The 22,635-nt window shown below is 34.2% G+C and carries 18 protein-coding genes; 15 read left to right on the top strand and 3 right to left on the bottom strand.

Going from position 1 to position 22,635, the window contains the following annotated elements:
• The first annotated feature begins 24 nt into the window (after positions 1-24).
• From BM289_RS13620 to BM289_RS13590, 7 genes are all read left to right on the top strand, one after another.
• Complete coding sequence (locus BM289_RS13620) at positions 25-888, top strand: DUF58 domain-containing protein (protein WP_091494433.1); 864 nt, start codon at positions 25-27, stop codon at positions 886-888.
• A 64-nt stretch (positions 889-952) separates the two neighbouring features.
• Positions 953-2,587 carry a hypothetical protein gene (locus BM289_RS13615; RefSeq protein ID WP_091494431.1) on the top strand — a complete coding sequence of 545 codons (1,635 nt, stop codon included), beginning with the start codon at positions 953-955 and terminating at the stop codon, positions 2,585-2,587.
• Positions 2,587-3,588 carry a vWA domain-containing protein gene (locus tag BM289_RS13610; protein ID WP_091494429.1) on the top strand — a complete coding sequence of 334 codons (1,002 nt, stop codon included), beginning with the start codon at positions 2,587-2,589 and terminating at the stop codon, positions 3,586-3,588. The genes BM289_RS13615 and BM289_RS13610 overlap by 1 nt, the downstream gene beginning before the upstream one ends.
• A gap of 80 nt (positions 3,589-3,668) precedes the next feature.
• Entirely contained in the window at positions 3,669-4,712 is a 1,044-nt protein-coding gene (locus BM289_RS13605; protein WP_091494427.1) for a vWA domain-containing protein, read from the top strand.
• A 118-nt stretch (positions 4,713-4,830) separates the two neighbouring features.
• Positions 4,831-5,601 carry a tetratricopeptide repeat protein gene (locus BM289_RS13600; protein ID WP_091494425.1) on the top strand — a complete coding sequence of 257 codons (771 nt, stop codon included), beginning with the start codon at positions 4,831-4,833 and terminating at the stop codon, positions 5,599-5,601.
• Positions 5,602-5,689: 88 nt separating this feature from the next.
• Positions 5,690-7,435: a BatD family protein gene (locus BM289_RS13595; protein ID WP_091494423.1), complete on the top strand. Its 1,746-nt coding sequence runs from the start codon at positions 5,690-5,692 to the stop codon at positions 7,433-7,435.
• Positions 7,436-7,530: 95 nt separating this feature from the next.
• Complete coding sequence (locus tag BM289_RS13590; protein ID WP_091494421.1) at positions 7,531-8,277, top strand: tetratricopeptide repeat protein; 747 nt, start codon at positions 7,531-7,533, stop codon at positions 8,275-8,277.
• 84 nt (positions 8,278-8,361) lie between these two features.
• Here BM289_RS13590 and BM289_RS13585 read toward each other — a convergent pair whose 3' ends face one another.
• From BM289_RS13585 to BM289_RS13575, 3 genes are all read right to left on the bottom strand, one after another.
• Positions 8,362-9,915 carry a vWA domain-containing protein gene (locus BM289_RS13585; protein WP_091494419.1) on the bottom strand — a complete coding sequence of 518 codons (1,554 nt, stop codon included), beginning with the start codon at positions 9,913-9,915 and terminating at the stop codon, positions 8,362-8,364.
• A gap of 364 nt (positions 9,916-10,279) precedes the next feature.
• A complete protein-coding gene (locus tag BM289_RS13580) occupies positions 10,280-10,849 on the bottom strand; it encodes a 5-formyltetrahydrofolate cyclo-ligase (RefSeq protein WP_091494417.1) in 570 nt (189 codons plus the stop codon).
• Positions 10,836-11,813, bottom strand: a complete 978-nt coding sequence (locus BM289_RS13575) for a succinylglutamate desuccinylase/aspartoacylase family protein (protein WP_091494415.1) — start codon at positions 11,811-11,813, stop codon at positions 10,836-10,838. The genes BM289_RS13580 and BM289_RS13575 overlap by 14 nt, the downstream gene beginning before the upstream one ends.
• 137 nt (positions 11,814-11,950) lie before the next feature.
• Between BM289_RS13575 and uvrC the strand changes: the two genes are divergently transcribed.
• The 8 genes from uvrC to BM289_RS13535 all read left to right on the top strand — a co-directional run bounded on the left by uvrC (position 11,951) and on the right by BM289_RS13535 (position 22,630).
• Entirely contained in the window at positions 11,951-13,750 is a 1,800-nt protein-coding gene (uvrC, locus tag BM289_RS13570; RefSeq protein ID WP_091494413.1) for an excinuclease ABC subunit UvrC, read from the top strand.
• 81 nt (positions 13,751-13,831) lie between these two features.
• Positions 13,832-14,269 (top strand): XAC2610-related protein, encoded by a 438-nt coding sequence (locus BM289_RS13565; protein WP_091494410.1) that lies wholly within the window; start codon positions 13,832-13,834, stop codon positions 14,267-14,269.
• Positions 14,270-14,399: 130 nt separating this feature from the next.
• On the top strand, positions 14,400-16,604 hold the full coding sequence (locus BM289_RS13560; RefSeq protein WP_244165375.1) for a patatin-like phospholipase family protein: 2,205 nt from the start codon (positions 14,400-14,402) through the stop codon (positions 16,602-16,604).
• A 285-nt stretch (positions 16,605-16,889) separates the two neighbouring features.
• Complete coding sequence (locus tag BM289_RS13555; protein ID WP_091494406.1) at positions 16,890-18,047, top strand: homogentisate 1,2-dioxygenase; 1,158 nt, start codon at positions 16,890-16,892, stop codon at positions 18,045-18,047.
• Between the two features lie 167 nt (positions 18,048-18,214).
• Positions 18,215-19,375, top strand: coding sequence for a 4-hydroxyphenylpyruvate dioxygenase (hppD, locus tag BM289_RS13550; RefSeq protein WP_091494404.1), 1,161 nt, complete (start codon positions 18,215-18,217; stop codon positions 19,373-19,375).
• 298 nt (positions 19,376-19,673) lie between these two features.
• Entirely contained in the window at positions 19,674-20,447 is a 774-nt protein-coding gene (locus BM289_RS13545) for a DUF3108 domain-containing protein (RefSeq protein ID WP_091494403.1), read from the top strand.
• A complete protein-coding gene (locus tag BM289_RS13540; RefSeq protein ID WP_091494401.1) occupies positions 20,444-21,385 on the top strand; it encodes a tryptophan 2,3-dioxygenase family protein in 942 nt (313 codons plus the stop codon). The genes BM289_RS13545 and BM289_RS13540 overlap by 4 nt, the downstream gene beginning before the upstream one ends.
• Positions 21,386-21,409: 24 nt before the next feature.
• The gene (locus BM289_RS13535; protein WP_091494399.1) at positions 21,410-22,630 is read left to right on the top strand and encodes a peptidoglycan DD-metalloendopeptidase family protein; all 1,221 of its coding nucleotides are present in this window, start codon (positions 21,410-21,412) and stop codon (positions 22,628-22,630) included.
• Positions 22,631-22,635: the final 5 nt, after the last annotated feature.

Raw genomic sequence — 22,635 nt, 5'->3', positions numbered from 1 at the left:
AAACTGCGACTGAAAACTAAAGAAATGGATACAAAAGAGCTTTTAAAAAAAGTACGGAAAATAGAAATCAAAACGAAAAGGCTGAGTAATCATATCTTTTCGGGAGAATACCACTCTTCATTTAAAGGACGAGGAATGACGTTTAGCGAGGTGCGTCAATACCAATACGGAGATGATATTCGTAACATCGATTGGAATGTAACCGCACGCTATAACGAAGCTCACGTTAAAGTATTTGAAGAAGAACGCGAATTGACCATGGTTTTAATGGTTGATATTTCGGGCTCGGAATCTTTTGGTTCTAAAAATCAATTTAAGAAAGACATCGTAACCGAAATTGCGGCAACGATGGCTTTTTCGGCTACACAAAACAATGACAAAATTGGTTTAATCTTATTTTCTGATACTGTAGAATTATATATTCCGCCTAAAAAAGGACGTTCACACGTACTGCGTATCATTCGTGAATTGATAGAATTTGAACCAAAAAGTCATAAAACAGATATTGCTCAGGCTTTAAAGTTCTTATCCGGAACCCAGAAAAAGAAAGCAATCATTTTTATGATTTCCGATTTTATGTCTGATTCTTACGAGCATACTTTAAAAATTGCTTCTAAAAAACATGACATTACGGGTGTTCGTGTGTATGATATCCGCGAAGAAAAAATTCCGAATTTAGGAATGGTAACGATGCTGGATGCCGAAACAGGTAAATTACAATTGGTTGATACAAGTTCTAAAACAGTTCGAATGAATTACGAGAAACATTATCAGGAAAAATTGAATTATTTTAAAGATAGTTTCCGTAAATCAGGAGCAGGAATTGTAAATACCAGAGTAGACGAAAATTACGTTACGAAACTATTAGGCTATTTCAAATCACGATAAAAATCTGGCAATTTTGATTAACAAATCAAAAATCGTTAATCTAAAATCAACAATCGTTACTCAAATGAAATTTAAACTTTATATATTTTTATTTCTCTTTTCTACCATGATTTTTGCACAGCAGAAATCAGTAGAAACAAGCATTGATACCACAAAAAACAAAATTGGTGCAGAGTTTAAACTGACACTTAAAACTGTCGTAAGCTCAAAATCAAAAGTTGAATTTCCAAAACTTAAAAATATTGGTGCTTTAGAAGTAATTCAGTCTTATCCTGTTGATACGGTTAAGAAAGATGAAACTTATGAATTGATTAAAAAATATGGTTTAACCCAGTTTGATTCTGGTCGTTATACAATTCCAAGTATCAAAATTTTAATTGATAAAAAACCTTTTTATTCTGATTCTCTTAAAGTTGAAGTTGCCAATGTAAAAGTGGACACTTTGCAGCAAAAAATGTACGACATCAAAGACATTGCTTCAGCTGAGGAAGGAATGGGAACTTGGTGGATTTACGTTTTAATTGTTTTAGTTATTATCGGAATTGGAGCATTTGTTTACTGGTATGTTAAAAAACGCCAGCTGAAAAAGATTGAAGAAGAAGTTTATAAAACGCCTATCGAAAAAGCGACAAGTTTATTAAACAACTTAGAGAAAAAAGAACTGGTTCAAAAAGGTGAAATCAAAGAATACTATAGTGAATTAACCGATATTGCTAGAAATTATATCGAAGAAGCCATTCATATTCCAGCAATGGAAAGTACAACTTCTGAGCTAATTCAAGCCATCAGAACAGCATCGACTCAAAAGAAAATGACGCTGACTCCGGAAACGGTAGAAAATCTGGAACGCGTTTTACGTCAGGCCGATTTAGTAAAATTTGCGAAATCCAAACCGCTTGATTTTGAAATTACTGATGATAGAAACAAAATTCAAAAAGTAATTTTAACGCTTGATAATGCTATTCCGACAGAAGCTCCTGAGGACATAGAAGATCAATTATTGAACGAAGCACAAAGACAAAAACAAATTCAGGCACAACTTCGCAAAAAGCGTAATGCTCGAATTGGTTATTCTGTTGCAGCTGTAATCTTATTGTTGTTTGTAACTACAACTTATTTTATAGTTACTAAAGGCTTCAATTATGTAAAAGATAATATAATTGGTCATCCTTCTAAAGAATTATTGGAAGGAGAATGGGTAAAAAGTGCATACGGAAGTCCTGCTGTCTTAATTGAAACCCCAAAAGTTTTAAAAAGAATGGATACTGAAAAAGTACTTCCAAAAGAAACGATGGCGTTAATCAAAGAAATGCAACTATTTGTTTATGGAAGCATGATTGACAATTTCTATGTAACCGTTTCTACTGCCAAATTCAAACAGCCAACCGATATCGATTTGGCAAAAGCCCTTGAAGGATCTTTAAAAGTAATGGAAGCTCAAGGAGCACAAAATATTATTGTAAAACAAGAAGATTTTCAAACAAACGAAGGTATTCAGGGAGTTAAAGGTTATGGAACAATGTCAATCTTGAATCCAGCAACCAAAACAAGTACAAAAGCATATTATGAATTGTTGCTTTTCAAACAAGATCAAGGTTTACAGCAAATTTTGGTTCTACACGAAGAAGGCGATACATATGCGAACGAGATTACAACTCGAATCTTAAATTCTGTTGAACTTCAAAGAGCAAACAACTAATGGGCAATTTCAGTTTTTTAAATCCAGAGTTTCTTTGGTTGTTTATATTAATTCCGATTGCGATAATCTGGTTTTTCTGGAAACGCAACCAGCAATCGGCTACCTTAAAAATGAGCTCGATGGCAGGGTTTCAAAACAGCGAATCGTTTTGGACAAAGTTCAAACCTGCTCTATATGTTTTTAGAATTTTAGCTTTAAGCTCTTTAATTATTGCGTTAGCAAGACCAAGAACAGTAGATATCAGCAATCAAACGAAAACAACAAAAGGAATTGATATTGTAATGGCAATTGACGTTTCTGGATCTATGCTGGCTAAAGATTTAAAGCCAAACCGTATGGAAGCTTTAAAAAGAGTGGCTGGTAATTTCGTTGAAGAACGACCAAATGACAGAATTGGGTTGGTTTTATATGCTTCTGAAGCTTACACAAAAACTCCTGTAACTAGTGATAAAGCAATTATTTTGGAAGCTATAAAAGGCATTAAATACGACACCACTCTTCAAGACGGAACTGGAATTGGAATGGGATTGGCAACTGCAGTTAACCGTTTAAAAGACAGTAAAGCAAAAAGTCGTGTTATCATCCTTCTTACCGATGGTGTTAACAATGCCGGATTTATCGAACCGGAAACCGCTGCTGACATTGCAAAACAATATGGAATAAAAGTATATACGATTGGTCTAGGAACCAACGGAATGGCAGAATCTCCATACGCTTATGCACCAAACGGAGGTTTCTTATTCAAAATGCAGAAAGTTGAAATCGACGAGAAGCTAATGAGAAACATCGCAAGAAAAACCGATGGAACTTATTTTAGAGCAACAAGCAACGATAAATTAGCAGAAATATACAACTCCATCAACAAATTGGAAACCACAGAAATTCAGGAATTAAAATTCTATGATTACGATGAAAAATACAGAGGGTTTGTTTTATTTGCAGCCTTTTTATTATTGCTTGAAGTTGGATTAAGAAATACAGTTTATAGAAGCTTTATTTAATATTTTAGTCGCAGTCACAGTTTACAGTTTACAACTAAAAACTGTGACTGTAAACTGCGACTGAGAACTAGAATTAAAAAATGGAATTAGACGAAAAAAAATATTTATACCTTTTAATACTCATCCCAATTGTGGTATGTGTTTTCCTTTTCAATATGTATTGGAAAAGAAGAAAACAGCTGGAATTTGGTGATTTGGAAATGGTAAAAAGATTAAGCCCTGAGAAATCAGTTTTTAAACCTGTTTTAAAAATTGTTGTAATTCTTCTGGCACTTACCTGCTTGATTATTGGTTTAGTAAATCCGAAAATCGGAACTAAAATGGAAACCGTAAAACGAGAAGGTATTGATATTGTTTTTGCTGTCGACGTTTCAAAAAGTATGCTTGCAGAAGACGTTGTTCCAAGCCGTTTAGAAAAGAGTAAACAATTGGTTTCGCAAATCATCAACAATTTAGGAAGCGACAGAATCGGAATTGTAGCTTATGCTGGAAGTGCCTTTCCTGTTTTACCGATAACATCAGATTATAGTGTTGCCAAAATGTTCTTGCAGAGCATGAGTCCAGGAATGGTTTCTTCACAAGGAACATCTTTGGATGAAGCTATTAGATTATCTGCCACTTATTTTGACGAAAAAAGCAAGACGAGTAAATTATTAATTCTAATTTCTGACGGAGAAGATCATTCTGAAGGAGCAACCGCCGCGGCGGAAGAAGCCAACAAAATAGGAATGAAAATCATAACCATTGGTGTTGGAACAGAAAAAGGAGGAACAATTCCGTTAAAAGAAAATGGTGTTGTAAGAGGATATCAAAAAGATCAAAACGGAGAAACAGTAATCACAAAACTAAACCAGGAAGGTTTAAAAACAATTGCAAAAGCAACCAAAGGCGGTTATGTTTATGGCGGAAGCACAAAAGAAGTTTTAGAATATGTAAAAAACGCTTTAAACAATATTCAGAAAACAGAATTTGAAGCTACGCAAATGGCCGAATTCCAATCGCAATTCCAGTGGTTTATCGGATTTGCATTTTTACTGCTTTTACTTGATATTTTCTTATTAGAAAGAAAAACAAACTGGATCAAAGAGTTGGATTTATTTAACGAAAAGAAACAAAAAAGTTAGCCACTAATTGCTCGAATTTACACGAATAACAAATTGTTTAATTTGTGAAATTCAAAAAGAAATAAAAAAATTAGTGACAATTAGTGACATTCGTGTCAAAAAAAAATAAAAACTAAGAATGAAAAATTTACTTCTTTATATTTTACTAACCGTTTCTTTTGCAGTTTCTGCACAAGAGAAAGACAAATCATTGCCTGTTGGGAATGAAGAATATAAACAGAATAAATTTGTTGATGCTGAAGCAAACTATAGAATTTCGGAATCAAAATTTCCTAAAAAATCAACAGCGCCATATAATTTAGGAAACACTATTTATAGACAAAATCAGATTTCTGAGGCTAAATACGCTTACGCGAAAGCCATAAAAAATGCCAAAACGCGACCTGAAAAACACAAGGCTTATCATAATCTTGGAAATACTTTCATGAAAGAGAAAGATTATACTCAGGCAGTAGAAGCTTACAAACAAGCTTTACGAAATGATCCAACGGATGAGGAAACGCGTTACAATTATGCCTACGCAAAACAAAAATTAAAAGAGAATCCTCCTAAAAACGATCAGAACAAAGACAAGAATAAGGATAAGGACAAAAACAAGGATAAAAATAAAGATAAAGACAAGGACAAAAATAAAGATCAGAACAAAGACAAGGATAAAAAAGACGACAAAGGCGATCAGGATAAAGACAAAAAAGATGGCAAAAATGATCCTAAGAAAGACGACAAGTCAGACAATCAGGGACAGCCAAAACCACAGCCAGGCGGCATATCTAAAGAACGTGTTCAGAATTTATTAGATGCCGTTAACAACGAAGAAAAGAAAATTCAGGATAAAGTTAACGCTCAAAAAGTAAAAGGAAACCCAAAGAAAACAGAAAAAGACTGGTAAAATAAGTTGAATCGTTTAATCGTTTTATTTGTTATTACAAAACGGTTAAACGATTAAACAGTTAAACAAACAACGATTAAAACAAGTAATGAAAAGATATTTAATTCTATTCCTACTCACTTTTCAAGGACTAATGGCTCAAGTACAATTTGAAGCCAAAGTCAGCAAAAATACACTTGGATTGAACGAAAGACTTCGTATAGACTTCATCATGAATGTTGACGGAGACAACTTCGAACAACCTGCTTTTGAAGGATTCAGACTTGTTGCAGGACCAAGTCAGCAAATCAGCCAGTCTTGGATAAACGGAAGAAGTTCTTTTCAAAAAATTTACTCTTATATTTTACAGCCCGAAAGAAAAGGAGCACTTCTAATTAAACAGGCTTCAATAGAATATAATGGACAAGTTTATAAAACTTCTCCAATCAAAGTTACCGTTACCAACGCTGTTGCACAAGAAAGAGATCCAAACGACAGACCTCCCGGATCACCAAATGAATTATTGACTTTGGTTGCAGAGATTTCTAAAACAAATCCGTATCTGAACGAACCAATTACAGTAGTTTACAAACTCTATTTCAACAACATTGGAGTTACTGGTTTTAAAGAATTGGCTAAACCAAAATACAATGATTTCTGGAATCAAAATATTGATATTAAGCAACTGGCAATTGAAGAAGGTTCTTTTCAGGGTCAGAGATGTTATTATGTGATTTTAAAGAAAACTATTTTATATCCTCAAAAATCAGGAAAACTAACTATAGAACCCCTTTCGTTAGACATTGGGATACAAGTAGCTTCTGGTAAAATAAATATGTTTGGTCAGGTAATTCCAGTAGATGACAACAGAGTAGTTTCTGCCGGAGCCAAAACAATCAATGTAAAACCATTACCTGAAGCAGGTAAACCAGAAGGTTTTACAGGTGCTGTTGGTAAGCTGAACTTTACTGTTACGCCATCCAAAACAACACTTAAAAATGGCGAAGGTCTTGATTTAATTGTTAGTGCGCAGGGAACTGGAAATATGAAGTTATTTACACTTCCAAAACCTGTTGTACCTAATGCATTGGAAATGTATGACCCTGTTCATGATGAAAGCGTAACCACTTCGTTAGCAGGAATGTCTGGAAGAATTTCGGACAAATATACTATCGTTCCTCAATACAGAGGAAAATATGCGATTAAACCAATGCAGTTTTCGTATTTCGATTTGAGTTCTGGTACTTATAAAACCATAACCTCAAAAGAAATTATGGTTGATGTTCTGGACGGACCGACACCAGCAGAAGCAAATACAGGAACGGCTTCTAAAAATGCAATTGCTCAAACGGATCATTTTAAAAACATCAAATCTAAAACAGTTTTAATTCCTATTGCTAAAAAAGAGTTTTACGGTTCAGATTTGTATTTAGGTTTATTGTTTGCCCCTTTCATCATCATTCCGCTTATTATTTTAGCTAAGAAGAAAAAAGAGGCTATGGACAGTGATGTTACCGGAAACAGAATTAGAATGAACAATAAACTGGCCAAAAAATATCTGTCTCAGGCTAAAAAACATCTTAACAATAAAGAACCTTTCTATATCGCATTAGAAAAAGCAATGCACAATTTCCTAAAAGCGAAATTGCATATAGAAACTTCAGAAATGAGTAAGGATAATATCAGAGAATTGTTATTGTCCAGAAACGCCAATGCAGAAACTGTTCAGAATTTTATTGATTTGACTGAAAACTGTGAATTTGCGCGTTATGCACCAGCATCAAGCGCTTCGATTCAACAGGATTATAACAAAGCGGTATTGATTATTTCTGAACTAGAAAAACAGATTGTTTAGTTTTTTTTTACCGCAAAGTACGCTAAGAAAATTGATTTAGATTGCGTTGAATTTAAGTTCGCAAAGTTGAAGATCTTATTACAATATTTTAGAAAATGAAAAATATACTATATCTCTTTTTATTCATCTCACAGGTTTTCTTTGCGCAAGGACGCTTTGAAGCAGGAAATGCGTTATACCAAAAAGGACAATACAAAGAAGCTGTACAGGTTTATGAAAACATAGTAAAAGAAGATAAATTACAATCTGCTGAATTGTATTTTAATCTCGGAAACTGTTATTACAAACTAAATCAGGTTGCGCCTTCGATTTACAATTATGAAAAAGCATTGGTTTTAAAACCAAATGATCCAGAAACCTTAAACAACTTAAAGTTTGCTAAAAAGCTGACAATCGATGAGATTAAAGAAGTTCCAAAAGTTGGTTTTGCCAAATTGATTCAGAACTTTACTTCTATTTTTGATTATAATATGTGGGCAAAAATTGCTGTTGCAATTGGATTTGTCTTTTTACTGAGCTTTATTGGTTATTACTTTTCAAAAGCAACCATTTCAAAAAGAATCTATTTTGTTGGAATGTTCATTTTCCTGATTGCTTTTGCTTTAAGCATATCGGCTGCTGTAGCTGAAAAACGTCATTTTGACAACGATCGTGTTGCTATTGTTTTTTCTGAAATGAGCCAGGTTCGCGCAAAACCTCAAAAATCTGCCAACGGTATTATTCTGTTACATGAAGGAGCAAAAGTTTATGTTTTAGAAACCACAGCTGACTGGAAAAAAGTCGAATTAACAGATGGAACCCAAGGCTGGATTGAATCTTCAACCATCAAAGAAGTAAAATAAATTTTAAAAATATTCAAATAAAAAATTCCAAATTCCAATTTTAAAATTGGGATTTGGAATTTCTCTTTTTTTGGGAATTTATTTTTAATTTACTGCATCAACCAGTCGTACAAACTCTGCTCTGTAACCTTCATCATCATTTTGCAAACCGGATTTTGCCAGTCTTTTTATATCTGAACTAGAAGTATTGGCAATATATTTTGAGTCACGCAATTTTAATCCGAACCAGGAAACTGCAGTTGCAAATTTGAAATCTGGAGAACTGTTTTCTAGACTCGTTTTCTTATCTGCTATTACATTTACTATTTCAATGCTTTTATCGCCATCAGGTTTTTTATATCTAAATTTCACTGTAGCTAATTCATCACTATGATTTTCAGACACTTTCTGTGTTTTGGTATATTTTAAGTCTGACGGAATGTAATCACTTTCAACCCCAACAGGAATTATTTCATATAAAGCTGTAACGGAGTGTCCGCTTCCTAATTCACCAGCATCAATTTTATCATTTTTAAAATCTTCAGCATTTAGTTTTCGGTTTTCATAACCAATCAATCGATATGCCAGAACATAATTCGGATTAAACTCAATTTGGATTTTTACATCTTTCGCTATGGCAAACATAGAACCTTTAAATTCTTTTCCAAGAAAACGATTGGCTTCCTGAATGTTATCGATATAAGCGTAATTTCCGTTTCCTTTATCGGCTAGAATTTCCATTTTAGAATCTTTATAATTTCCCATTCCAAATCCTAAAACAGTCAAGTAAACACCCGATTCTCTTTTTTGTTCAATCAATTTCAGCATATCATCATCGGTAGAAGCTCCAACATTAAAATCACCATCAGTGGCTATAACTACTCTGTTATTTCCTCCTTTAATAAAATTTTCCTGTGCCAGTTTGTAAGCTAATTCGATTCCTTCTCCTCCCGCTGTGCTTCCGCCTGCGTGCAACTCATCAAAGGCATCCATAATTTCATCTTTGTTTTCGCCAGATGTTGGCTCCAAAACTACACCAGCTGAACCTGCGTAAACTACAATCGAGACTCTGTCGGTACTGCGAAGTTCTTTCACTAAGATTTTCATGGATTCTTTTAACAATGGTAATTTATTGGGTTCATCCATAGAACCCGAAACATCCACTAAAAAAACCAAATTAGTAGCCGGCAAATGTGCCATTGGAACGTCCTTTCCCTGCAAACCAATCTTTAGCAATCGGCTGTTTTTATTCCAAGGACAATCGCTGTATTCCGTATGAATTGCAAAAGGATGCTGGCCATCTGGCTGCGGATATTTGTATTTGAAAAAATTAATCATTTCTTCTACGCGAACAGCGTCTTTTGGCACTTTTTGTCCTTCGTTAATAAATCGGCGAATATTGGTATAAGATGCATTATCAACATCTATAGAAAAAGTAGAAAGTGGAGATTTAATCGGCGATTCAAACGGATTTTCTTCTAGTCCTGCATAGCTCTCTGTGTTGGGTTCTGGCATATATTCTTCGTCTAAAACGGAATCCGTTGTGGCTACTGCAATTTCACTTGCATCTGCACTCTCTTCTGTAGCATAATCAGCTTTCTTACAGCTGAAAATAGTAAGTACAAGGAATGCCATCATAAAGAAATTAAAATTTCTCATAAAGTAATTTTTTAAAGATTAGTAAATAAATTTTGGTTTCAAATAAGGACTAGCATTCCGGATGTACTAGAGGCGATTATTTGCAATTTTCGAGTATGCAAAATCGTGCCAAAAAATTTAAAATTATTTTTCTTACGAGAAAATAATTTTGGAAACCTTGATTTTTAAGGGAATTCTTTAGAAAATATTTTTTAGTTCTGTCATTCCACACAGAATTGTAGAGACGCACCGCAGTGCGTCTACGTTCAGCATATCGGCAACGATTGTGTTAAGCACTGGAATGATTTTTTTTGCCACAGATTAAAGGATTTCAAAAGATTAATCCATTTAATCATTTTAATCTGTGGCAAAAAAAATCGTGAAACTAAAACTGATAAACTTTCTCAGGCGTCACACAAAAATCCAGTTTGATATCCGATTCAAAAACATCATCAATCTCGTTCACAGGTTCGAAAAATGAAAGTCCGATTTTGATGGTTTCTGGTTTGCACTCTGAAAGGAATTTATCATAAAACCCTTTTCCATAACCAATTCGGTTTCCCAAAACATCATACGCCAAAAGTGGTACAAAAACAACTTCCACTTTAGACGATGGCACTTCAATTCCATCAACAGGTTCTGGAATATTGTATTCATTTTTCTTTATTTTGGTATTGTCTGTTAAAAGAAAATGAGTCATTTTTCTAGATTCAAAATCACTTTTAGAAATCAGGATTTCTTTGTCTTTTCCAGAAAGTAAGTGCAGGACAAATTCGGTATTTACTTCTTTATGTTCTTCAATCGGAAGAAAAACATGATAATAACTTTTATCCCAAATTGGCATTTGGATTAATTGATTGGCAATCGCCAGACTTTTTTCTTCTATTTCATCAAAAGAAAGTGCTTTACGTAGATTTTTGTATTCTGTTCGGAGTTCTTTTTTACTCGTCGGCATTGTCTGGGGTTTTAGATAAATGATAAATAGCATCGCCTTCGTAAACTATCGGCGAATGGTTGGCATTAATTACATAACCATCATGCGGTGCTTTGATCTTCTGTTCAAATTTCCCAAAGGGATCTGTAATAATGGCTAAGATAGTTCCTTTGGTTACAAATTTTCCAATCAAATTAAAATCATGCAGTAAACCCGAACATTTCGCACGAAGCCAAACCGATTGTTTGATATAAATGGAAGGTGTCAATGCTGGTTCTGCGATTTGTTTGGCATCCAACATTTCCAAATAATGAAGCAAACGTTTGGTTCCTAAAACACCCTGATTGGCAATTTCGTTATTGATATCCAAAGATTTCCCACCTTCAAAAAGAAGCATTTTTACATTGGCATTTTCAGACGTTTTTCTAAAAGAGCCATTTATATTTTTAGAATACAAAGTAAATGGTGCATTAAAAACATCGGCCAAAACTTTCAGATCAGGATTGTTTTCGGTAATTCTAATCTGAGGCGCATTGAAACGGCTTGCTCCTCCGGCATGAAAATCGACTGCATAATCTAAAATCGGCAAAATTTCTTCGACTATATGATAGGCAAATCGGCTCGCCAAAGAACCTTTTTTACTTCCTGGGAAAACTCGGTTTAAATCCCGACCATCCGGAAACTCTCTTGATTTATTGACAAAACCGTACATATTAATCACCGGAATACAAATAATGGTACCGCGAGAAGGTCTGTTAATTTTTTTACTGATGATCTGACGAACAATTTCAACACCATTGATTTCGTCTCCGTGAATTCCTGCAGAAAATAAAACAACAGGGCCTTCATGCTTGGAACGACGCACAATAACAGGAATATTCAACTTAGTTGTGGTATGCAGTCTAGCGATTTCGACGTTTATGGTTCTATGTTCTCCCGGCAAAATCGATTCGCCAAAAATAACTAATGGAGCACTATTTTTCATGTAGAATTATAAAATCTAAATATAGAAATTATTCTTTTGATTTCGTAAATTTGAAACTAATTCAATGTTAAGCTTCATTTGGAAATCGGAATGGTTTTTGAAAAAAGCTTTTCGGATATCTTCAGAAACAAAAAAGAATGCAAAAACCAGCCTTAGATCTTCAAATTTTAACTTTGCCAGACAATCCCGGCGTTTATCAATATTATGATAAAGACGGGAAAATCTTGTATGTTGGTAAAGCCAAAAATTTAAAAAAAAGGGTTTCTTCCTATTTCAATAAAATTCACGATACAGCCAAAACCAATGTTTTGGTCAAAAAAATCGTGACTATAAAACACATCGTAGTTCCAACCGAAACCGATGCACTTTTACTGGAAAACAATTTAATAAAAACACTTCAGCCAAGATATAATGTACTGCTTCGTGATGACAAAAGTTATCCGTGGATCTGCATTAAAAAAGAACCTTTTTCGAGAATATTTCTAACGAGAAGAATGGTCAAAGACGGCTCGGAATATTTTGGTCCGTATACCAATTTCAAAATGGTTTATACGATTCTAGATTTGATTAAAGAATTGTATCCGCTTCGAACTTGTAATTATGATCTGAGTGAATCGAATATTAATTCTGGTAAATTCAAAGTTTGTCTGGAATATCATATTGGCAATTGCAAAGGTCCATGCGAAGGTTTGGAACCTTTAGAAGAATACCAAAGACAAGTCAATGCTATTCGAGAAATCCTGAAAGGAAACTTCAAAGAAAGTTTGAAGGATTTCAAAAAATTGATGAATACTTATGCGCAGAATCTTCAGTTTGAAGAAGCACAGAAAATCAAAGAAAAGATTGAAGTTTTAGAGAATTATCAATCCAGATCAACGATAATCAATCCGAAGATTACCAATATTGATGTTTTCTCGATTGTCTCTGATGAAAGTGCCGCTTATGTCAATTTCCTTCAGATTTCGCATGGTTCAATTATTCGTTCACATACTTTAGACATCAAGAAAAAATTGGATGAAAGCGATGAAGAATTATTAGAATTAGCGATTGTAGAATTGCGTGAACGCTTTCAGTTATTGTCTAAAGAAATCATTGTTCCTTTCGAATTGGATTTAGGCGAAAACATAAAAGTAACCGTTCCACAACTTGGAGACAAAAAACAGATTCTGGATTTATCAATTCGAAATGCAAAATTCTACCGAATCGAACAATTAAAACAATTACAGATTGTAGATCCGGATCGTCACGTAAACCGAATTATGGCACAAATGCAGAAAGATTTACGTCTTCCTGTTGAGCCAAGACATATAGAATGTTTTGATAACTCGAATATTCAGGGAACAAATCCAGTTGCGGCTTGTGTGGTTTTTAAAGACGGAAAACCAAGCAAAAAAGATTATCGTCATTTCAATGTAAAAACCGTTGAAGGTCCAGACGATTTTGCTTCGATGACCGAAATCGTGTACCGCCGTTATAAAAGATTATTAGATGAGAACGAACCACTTCCGCAATTAATTATTATCGACGGTGGAAAAGGACAGCTTTCATCTGCTTTAAAAAGTATTGATGAATTAGGATTACGAGGTAAAATTGCGATCATCGGTATCGCAAAACGTTTGGAAGAACTTTTTTATCCGGGCGATTCCATTCCGTTATATCTGGATAAAAAATCAGAAACTTTAAAAGTAATTCAGCAGTTACGAAACGAAGCGCACCGATTCGGAATTACGTTCCATAGAGATAAACGAAGTAAAGCGGCTTTGAATTCTTCAGTAGAAAGCATACCCGGAATTGGCGAAAAAACCATGACAACCTTAATTCAGCATTTCAAAAGTGTTAAAAGATTAAAATTGGCCACGGAAAAAGAAATTGCAGGCGTTATAGGTGTTTCTAAAGCCAAAAAAATTGTCGAATTTTATCATCCTAAAGAGAATTAATTTATTTTGAAAAAGCACTTTTTACATATTGGTTTACTTTTCTTTTTTGCTGTTTCATACAGTCAAAATGAAGTGTCGATTATGCAAAAAGATAAAAGTGAATTCAAAGTAAATTTTGCAGATGGTTTTGAATCTTTAAAAATCAAAAATTCCAAAACCAAACAAACACAACTTATCGATAATCTAGAAGCTTCGATAACCGACAAACCTTCTCATCTGGAAATAAACGATTACAATTTTGATGGTTTTACAGATTTTGCCGTTTATCATACCGATGATGGAATGGGAGTTTATACCATTTATCAAATTTTTATCTTTAATCCAAAGAACAAACAATTTGAGAGTTTAAAATTCCCATCCAACTTTAATCCACAATGCGATATGTTTTGCGATATAAAAGTGGACAAAACCAAAAAAACCCTGACATCGAGTTGCAGAGGTGGCGCAAAATTTCATACCGATTTCTGGAAATATGACAAGAACAAAAAGTTAATACTAGCACAAACACTATCGGATTAAGAATAAACCCAAAAAAATTGCCGACTTTTACAAAACTAACTTGCAAATTTTTATGCGCCCGAATCAGTTTTCTATTTTAAATATCTCATCAAAAGAACTTCTTTCCAATACAATTTGGAAAGCAGTCTCTATGATATTTGTCTTGTTGGTTCTTTTTTCACAAAAATCATTCTCACAGGAAATAAAAAAAGACAGTATAAAAAGACCTAAAATCGGATTGGTATTAAGCGGTGGTGGTGCCAAAGGTTTCGCTCATATCGGAGTGCTTAAAGTTTTGGAAGAAGCCGGAATCAAAATCGATTATATTGGCGGCACCAGTATGGGGTCTGTAATTGGCGGATTGTATGCTTCTGGTTACAATGCCTCACAAATTGATTCTATTTTCAAAAAAACCAATTTCGACGAATTAATAAGTGATTATATTCCGCGATCCTCCAAAAACTTTTACGGCAAAAAGAATGACGAATTGTATGCCATCGTTTTACCATTTAGTAATTTTAGAGTTGGCATTCCGGAAGCACTTTCTAAAGGAATGTATAATTATAATTTATTGAGCAGTTTAACTCGAAATGTTCGTCATGTTCGAGACTTCAATCAGCTGCCAACTCCTTTTTTATGCATTGGAACTAATATAGAAACGGGCGAAGAAGTTTTGTTGAACAAAGGAAATCTGGTTCAGGCCATGATGGCGAGCGCCGCTTTCCCATCCCTATTTACTCCGGTAGAAATTGATGGCAATTTATTGGTTGACGGAGGTGTTGTAAACAATTATCCAATTAATGAAGTTCGAAAAATGGGCGCCGATATTATTATTGGTGTTGATGTTCAAGACGACTTGATGAAAAGAAAAAACCTGAAAAATGCCACCCGAATTCTGGTTCAGATTACCAATCTGCAATCTATCGAAAAAATGAAAGGCAAAATAAAAGACACTGATGTTTATATTAAACCAGACATTCGTGACTACGGTGTAATTTCATTTGACAAAGGAGAAGAAATCATCCGAAAAGGAGAAGAAGCGGCTTTTGCGGTTTATGAAAAAATTAAAACATTATCTAACGAAACCACTTTTTACAAAAAACCAAAATTAAAAGTTGCTACAGATACAATTCATATCGAAAAAATTAATACTGATCAATTAGATAATTACACTAAAGAATACATTCGCGGTAAACTTCGTTTTAAACCAGGAAGTACCATTACTTACAACAATCTAAAAGCTGGAATTAACAATTTAAATGCTACACAAAACTTTAGCGCCATCTCCTATTGTTTACAGCCAAACGGCGACAAAGATGATTTGGATTTAGTTTTAAGAGAAAATCCAACGCAGACCTATTTGAAATTAGGGCTTCATTACGACGGACTTTATAAAAGCGGTATCTTATTAAATTTAACCCATAAGAAAACTTTCTTAAAAAACGATGTTACCTCACTGGACGTTATTTTGGGAGATAATTTCAGATATGATTTGAATTATTATGTTGAAAACGGATTTAACATCAGCTTTGGTTTCCGCTCCAGATTGAATCAATTCAATCGAAATGTAACAACCAGTTTAAGTAATTTGGTTTATGATAATCCAGGTGTCAATTTAATTAATGTAGATTTCATGGACTTGAATAATCAGGCATACTTCCAGACTATTTTTGTACAAAAGTTCCTGATGGGAGGCGGTTTAGAATACAAATATTTAAAAATCAATTCACCTACACTTGCCAACGAAGAAAACATCATTGACAAAAGCAGTTATTTTAGTGCATTTGCTTATTTGAAATACGATTCATTGGACGAAAAATACTATCCAAGTTCCGGATTATATTTTTCCACAGATTTACAGACTTATCTCGCATCTTCAGATTACACGAACACTTTTAAACCGTTTTCGATGGCAAAAGCGGAAGTTTCTTTTGTGAATACCCTTTTCCCAAAAGCCACTTTTAGAATTGATGCCGATGCCGGTTTTACTTTTGGCAACAGCAGTGTTCCATTCTTTGATTATATTTTGGGAGGTTACGGTTATAGCAAAATCAATAACTTTAATTATTTTTATGGTTACGATTTCTTGAGTATTGCTGGAAACAGTTTCATCAAAACGGGAATTACTTTGGATTATGAGATTCTGAAAAAGAACCACATCAACCTTTCTGCTAATTTTGCCAATTTAGGAAATGATATTTTCAGCGGTGTGGATTGGATTTCGATGCCAAAATATACAGGTTATGCCGTAGGTTACGGATTGGAAACCATTATTGGCCCAATTGAAGTTAAACAATCTTGGTCGCCAGAAATGTCACGAAGTTTTACTTGGTTTAGTATCGGATTTTTATTTTAGTAATAAACATTTTTCCTATATATTTGGCTGAATAAAAAAGCATCTCGAATTAATTTAATGCTAAAAAAATACAATTTGTAATTTTAATTAATAAAAATTACGATATTTGCTGTGATGAAAACTAAATGGACAGGTTTATTAGAGTATCTTCAATTCCTAATCAAGAGAAATCCTGAATAATGGCTCTATCGAATTGAGATAAATTAGTCAATTAAAATTGGCTATTGACTCTACAATTCAAATTTTCGATTTATCTAATTTACAAATTATCTAATTGAAAAAGCCATGCCACTATATCACAAACTTGGGGACTTCCCTCAAAAAAGACACATCCAATTCGAAAAACCAAACGGCGGATTTTATTACGAACAGTTATTTGGAACAGAAGGTTTCCATGGACATTCGTCATTGTCTTATCATGTTCACAGACCAACTCAGGTTAAAGAAATTTTAAACTCGTATTCGGTTGAACCAAAAATTGCAATCGGAAAAAATATAAAATCATTACTTTTTAAAGGTTTTGAACTGAAGCCCGAAAATGATTTCCTGGACAGCCGAAAAGCCATGTTAGTCAATAAAGACTGTATTATTGGTTTGGCTGCGCCGAAAGAATCGCTTCGAAATTATTTCTACAAAAATGCCGATGCAGATGAAATGCTTTTCATTCACAGAGGAAAAGGAAAATTAAGAACCATGTTAGGGAATATTCCGTTTGAATATGGAGATTATTTGATTATTCCGCGTGGCATTATTTACCAAATTGATTTCGAAACAGAAGACAATCGACTATTTTATGTAGAATCATATTCTCCATTTTATACTCCAAAACGATACAAAAACCAATCTGGTCAGCATTTAGAACATTCTCCATTTTGTGAGCGTGATTTTATTTTGCCAAACGAACTGGAAACGCATGACGAAAAAGGCGATTTTTTAATTAAAATCAAAAAAGAAGGCATGATGCATGAAGTGGTTTATGCTACTCATCCTTTTGATGTTGTGGGTTGGGACGGATACAACTTTCCGTACGGATTCTCCATTCACAATTTTGAACCTATAACGGGACGCGTGCACCAACCGCCTCCAGTACATCAAACCTTTGAAACAGCCACTTTTGTTGTTTGTTCATTCTGCCCAAGACTTTACGATTATCACCCAAAAGCTATTCCGGCTCCATACAACCACAGCAATATAGATTCTGACGAAGTACTGTATTATGTAGATGGCGATTTTATGAGCCGTAATAATATTGAGCAAGGTCATATCACTTTACACCCAAAAGGAATTCCGCATGGCCCTGCGCCTGGCGCAATGGAACGCAGTATTGGTCACAAAGAAACTTTAGAATTAGCCGTTATGGTAGATACTTTCCGTCCTTTAATGGTTACAGAGGAAGCTATGGGGCTTGACGATGGACAATATTATAAATCCTGGACGGAATAGTTAACCTTCTTAACTGCAAAGTTCGCAAAGATTTTACGCAAAGAGCGCGATGATTACTTTGCGAACCTTGCGTAAAATCTTTGCGAACTTTGCGGTTAGAAAAAATCTTAAACACAACATTTCGGAAAAATCAATTAAACGATTAACCGATTAAACAAATAAACATCATGTCAAAAGAAGTAAAATCAGTAGAATACGGATTAGAGAAAATATTTGAAGGAGCACAGGATTTCCTTCCATTATTAGGAACAGACTATGTAGAATTTTACGTAGGGAATGCAAAACAAGCGGCACATTATTACAAATCTGCATTTGGATACCAGTCATTGGCTTATGCTGGATTAGAAACTGGAGTAAAAGACAGAGCCTCTTATGTTATCAAACAAGATAAAATACGAATTGTTTTAACAACTCCATTAACAGCAGATTCTCCAATCAACGAACATTTGAAAAAACACGGAGACGGAGTAAAAGTGGCAGCACTTTGGGTTGAAGACGCTACAAAATCTTACGAAGAAACCATGAAACGTGGCGCACGCTCTTTCATGGAACCAACAGTTGAGGAAGATGAATTTGGACAAGTAGTTCGTTCCGGAATTTACACTTATGGAGAAACCGTTCACATTTTTGTAGAAAGAAAAAACTACAACGGTGTTTTCTTGCCAGGTTACAGAGAATGGAAATCTGACTTTAATCCAGAACCAACAGGGTTAAAATACATCGATCACATGGTTGGAAACGTAGGTTGGAACGAAATGAACACTTGGGTAAAGTTCTACGAAGACGTTATGGGATTCGTAAACTTCCTGTCTTTTGATGACAAACAAATTACTACAGAATATTCTGCTTTGATGAGTAAAGTAATGTCAAACGGAAACGGAAGAATTAAATTCCCAATCAACGAACCAGCTGAAGGAAAGAAAAAATCACAAATCGAAGAATATTTAGATTTCTACGGCGGACCTGGAATTCAGCATATTGCTATTGCTACAGATGATATTATTAAAACAGTATCTCAGTTAAGAGCACGCGGTGTTGAATTTTTATCAGCTCCTCCTCATACTTATTATGAAGCAATTCCTGAAAGATTAGGTGTTCATATGGATATGATGAAAGAAGATTTGAACGAAATCGAAAAGCTGGCTATCATGGTCGACGCAGACGAAGATGGTTATCTTTTACAAATATTTACAAAACCTGTTCAGGACAGACCAACGCTTTTCTTCGAAATTATTCAAAGAATGGGTGCAAAAGGGTTTGGTGCAGGTAACTTTAAAGCGCTGTTTGAGTCAATTGAGAGAGAACAAGAATTAAGAGGAACTTTGTAAAAATGCATTTTTTTTGCATTTAAACGAGGATTTCACCAAAAAACGATGCTTTTTTTGCAAATGTTATGTTAAACTTGACTTTGGCTATTTGAAATCTGAACTTTCTATCTATCTTTGCACTCGCAAATCAGGAAGGGGTGGTTTCCTTCCGAATTGATATAAATTTCATAATTTATAGTTTTTTGGTTAGTTAATAGCATAAAAACTCAGTCATCCTTGACTGAGTTTTTTTGTTTTGGTACATTTGGAATAGAATTTGCATTTATTTATCTTTATTATTGAATGTAAAAAATGCACTATGAAAAAACTCATATTCACTATATTAGCACTTACTTGCTTAGCCTTCGATTCACAAAAAGAGGATTCATTTGATACAGGAGAATTTTTCAAATTTAGAATTCACTACGGAATTGTAAATGCCGGATATGCCACTTTAGAATTAAAAGATGCGACCATCAGCAACAAAAAAGTATATCATGCTGTAGGTAAAGGCTATACAACTGGAATGTCGAAATTCTTTTTTAAGGTAGAAGACTTATACGAAAGTTATTTTGACAAAGAATCTGGAAACCCTTATCGATATGTTCGTAAAATTGACGAAGGTGGTTATACTAAAAATCAGGAAGGATTTTTCAACCAAAATGAAAATAAGGTCTTAGTAAAAGATTACAAAAGAAAATCGGAAAAAACAATTGTAATTACTGATAATGTGCAGGATATTGTTTCGTCTTTTTATTTTTTAAGAAACCATCCTAGCATCGACAAATTGAAATCTGGAGAAGCCATTACAATTGATATGTTTTTTGATGACGAAATCACAAAATTTAAGTTAAAATTTGTAGGCCGTCAAGATATTACAACTAAATTTGGCACAGTTTCCACGATGGTATTTAAACCTTTGGTACAGACTGGAAGAGTCTTCAAAGAAAAAGAAAGCTTAACGCTCTGGATCACAGATGACGACAACAAAATTCCAATTAGAATTAAAGCAGATCTGGCGGTTGGCTCGCTAAAAGCAGATCTTGATGAATATAAAGGATTGAAAAGTCCACTTAAAGTAAAAAAGAAATGAATTTAACTGATAATTCAGAAGCAATTTTAAAAGAAATTGATCTTAAATTTCAAGCCATAAACCAAAAAACCGATGTACAATTGGAAGGATTGCTTTGGGCTAAACCAATCACCTATTGGGATTACATTCAAACCGATGCTCTTTTAAATTTACAAATACAACGCACCACACTTCCTGATGAAATGGTATTTATCATGTACCATCAGGTAAACGAATTAATCTTCAAAATGATTTTGTGGGAAATTGATCAAATTGCTGAAAAAGAAAACATACAGGTTGATTTTTTCAGTGAAAGATTATCTAGAATTACAAGATATTTCGACATGCTTACCAATTCGTTCAGTATTATGGAGAACGGAATGGAAGTTGATCAATATATGAAGTTCAGAAACACACTTACACCGGCAAGTGGTTTTCAGAGCGCACAATACAGAATGATCGAATTTGCTTCTACTAATGTTATCAATTTAACAGATCGCAGATACAAAGCCAATTTTGACGAAAACACCGATCTTGAAACTAGTTTTGAACATCTATATTGGCAGGCAGCTGGAAAAGATTATCATACTGGCGAAAAATCGTATTTGCTACAGGAATTTGAAAATAAATATAAAGTTCAGTTTCTCAGACAAATGTCTACTTTTAAAACAAAAAATATCTGGCAAAAATTTTCTCAGCTTCCAGAAACTGATCAGCAAAATCCCGAATTAATTTCGGCCATGCGCCATTACGATAAAACGGTGAATATCACTTGGGTTATGCAGCATCTTAATACCGCTAGAAAATATATTTTGGAAAGCGGAAAAGGGAATGGAGAAGCTACAGGAGGAAGCGATTGGCAAAAATATATGCATCCAAAATACCAAAGACGCATCTTTTTTCCTAAATTGTGGACCGAAGAAGAATTGTCCAATTGGGGAAATGAAACCGAGGTTTAATTTCGCCGCAAAAATCCCAAAAGTTTGAAAAAAGCAGTCGTAATTTTAATTGTCTTGTTTTCTATTTTTTCATGTAAAAAAGCAGAAGAAAAAGTAGAAACCAAAATTACTAAACCAGCAACCAAAAAAATAGAATTCGGTTTTAATTACGCAGATTTTAATGTTGTTAATGACACAATCTCAAAAGGAGATTCTTTCGGATCGATTTTACAAAGTCAGAATATTGGAAATAAAAAAGTACATGACATTGTAGAACAGGTTAAAGATTCTTTTAATGTAAGATCTATTCGTTACAACAAACCTTTTACTTTACTTCGTTCAAAAAACAAAACCAACAATCTTCAGGTTTTTATTTATCAGCCCGACGCTTTAAGTTATTATGTAATTGATTTACGTGACAGCATTGCCAAAGCTTATAAAAAAATAAAGCCTGTTACTTTAAAAAGAAAAATGATTGGTGGTGTTTTAAAAAGTTCTTTATCTGAAACTTTAGGAAACGAAAGTGTAGAAACCGCTTTGGCCAGCAGAATTACAAAAGTATTTTCTTGGTCTATTGACTTCTTCAAACTAAAAAAAGGAGATCGTTACGGATTAATTTTTACAGAACGTTTTATCAACGGAAAAACATATGACGGTGTAGAAAATCTTGAAGCTGCATTTTTTGAATATAAGGGTAAAATTGTTTACGCCTTTCCTTTTGAAAAAGATACTACTTCTGGAAAAATTGAATATTATGATGATGAAGGAAAAACGCTTAAAAACTTCTTCTTAAAAACACCAATAAAATTCAGCCGAATCACTTCAAGATTCACTATGAACAGATTTCACCCTGTACAGCATACTTGGAAAGCACACAAAGGAACCGATTATGCGGCTCCAACTGGAACACCAATTTCCACCACAGCATCTGGAGTTGTTGAAACAACAGGATATACAGCAGGAAACGGAAACTTTGTAAAAGTAAAACACAACGGAACCTACTCTACTCAATATTTACACATGTCAAAAATCCTGGTTCGCCGCGGACAGCGTGTAACACAAGGACAAACTATTGGTTTAGTCGGAAGCACAGGTTTAGCTTCTGGCCCTCACGTTTGTTACCGTTTCTGGAAAAATGGCGTTCAGGTAGATGCGCTTCGATTGAATCTTCCAACAGGAGAATCGTTGACAGGAAGTGACAGAACTCGTTTCATGCAACAAATTGAACCTTTGAAAAGAGAATTAGACAGCATTGGGAACCTGTAAACAAA

The sequence above is a fragment of the Flavobacterium phragmitis genome, from assembly GCF_900112575.1.
Lineage (GTDB): Bacteria > Bacteroidota > Bacteroidia > Flavobacteriales > Flavobacteriaceae > Flavobacterium > Flavobacterium phragmitis.
Note: the sequence above shows the minus strand (reverse complement) of the source record. Positions and strands in the feature narration are given on the sequence as shown.

Coding starts and splice junctions, on each gene's coding strand:
- BM289_RS13620 (WP_091494433.1), top strand. CDS start 25: ATGGATACAAAAGAGCTTTTAAAAAAAGTACGGAAAATAGAAATCAAA.
- BM289_RS13615 (WP_091494431.1), top strand. CDS start 953: ATGAAATTTAAACTTTATATATTTTTATTTCTCTTTTCTACCATGATT.
- BM289_RS13610 (WP_091494429.1), top strand. CDS start 2,587: ATGGGCAATTTCAGTTTTTTAAATCCAGAGTTTCTTTGGTTGTTTATA.
- BM289_RS13605 (WP_091494427.1), top strand. CDS start 3,669: ATGGAATTAGACGAAAAAAAATATTTATACCTTTTAATACTCATCCCA.
- BM289_RS13600 (WP_091494425.1), top strand. CDS start 4,831: ATGAAAAATTTACTTCTTTATATTTTACTAACCGTTTCTTTTGCAGTT.
- BM289_RS13595 (WP_091494423.1), top strand. CDS start 5,690: ATGAAAAGATATTTAATTCTATTCCTACTCACTTTTCAAGGACTAATG.
- BM289_RS13590 (WP_091494421.1), top strand. CDS start 7,531: ATGAAAAATATACTATATCTCTTTTTATTCATCTCACAGGTTTTCTTT.
- BM289_RS13585 (WP_091494419.1), bottom strand. CDS start 9,915: ATGAGAAATTTTAATTTCTTTATGATGGCATTCCTTGTACTTACTATT.
- BM289_RS13580 (WP_091494417.1), bottom strand. CDS start 10,849: ATGCCGACGAGTAAAAAAGAACTCCGAACAGAATACAAAAATCTACGT.
- BM289_RS13575 (WP_091494415.1), bottom strand. CDS start 11,813: ATGAAAAATAGTGCTCCATTAGTTATTTTTGGCGAATCGATTTTGCCG.
- uvrC (WP_091494413.1), top strand. CDS start 11,951: ATGCAAAAACCAGCCTTAGATCTTCAAATTTTAACTTTGCCAGACAAT.
- BM289_RS13565 (WP_091494410.1), top strand. CDS start 13,832: ATGCAAAAAGATAAAAGTGAATTCAAAGTAAATTTTGCAGATGGTTTT.
- BM289_RS13560 (WP_244165375.1), top strand. CDS start 14,400: ATGATATTTGTCTTGTTGGTTCTTTTTTCACAAAAATCATTCTCACAG.
- BM289_RS13555 (WP_091494406.1), top strand. CDS start 16,890: ATGCCACTATATCACAAACTTGGGGACTTCCCTCAAAAAAGACACATC.
- hppD (WP_091494404.1), top strand. CDS start 18,215: ATGTCAAAAGAAGTAAAATCAGTAGAATACGGATTAGAGAAAATATTT.
- BM289_RS13545 (WP_091494403.1), top strand. CDS start 19,674: ATGAAAAAACTCATATTCACTATATTAGCACTTACTTGCTTAGCCTTC.
- BM289_RS13540 (WP_091494401.1), top strand. CDS start 20,444: ATGAATTTAACTGATAATTCAGAAGCAATTTTAAAAGAAATTGATCTT.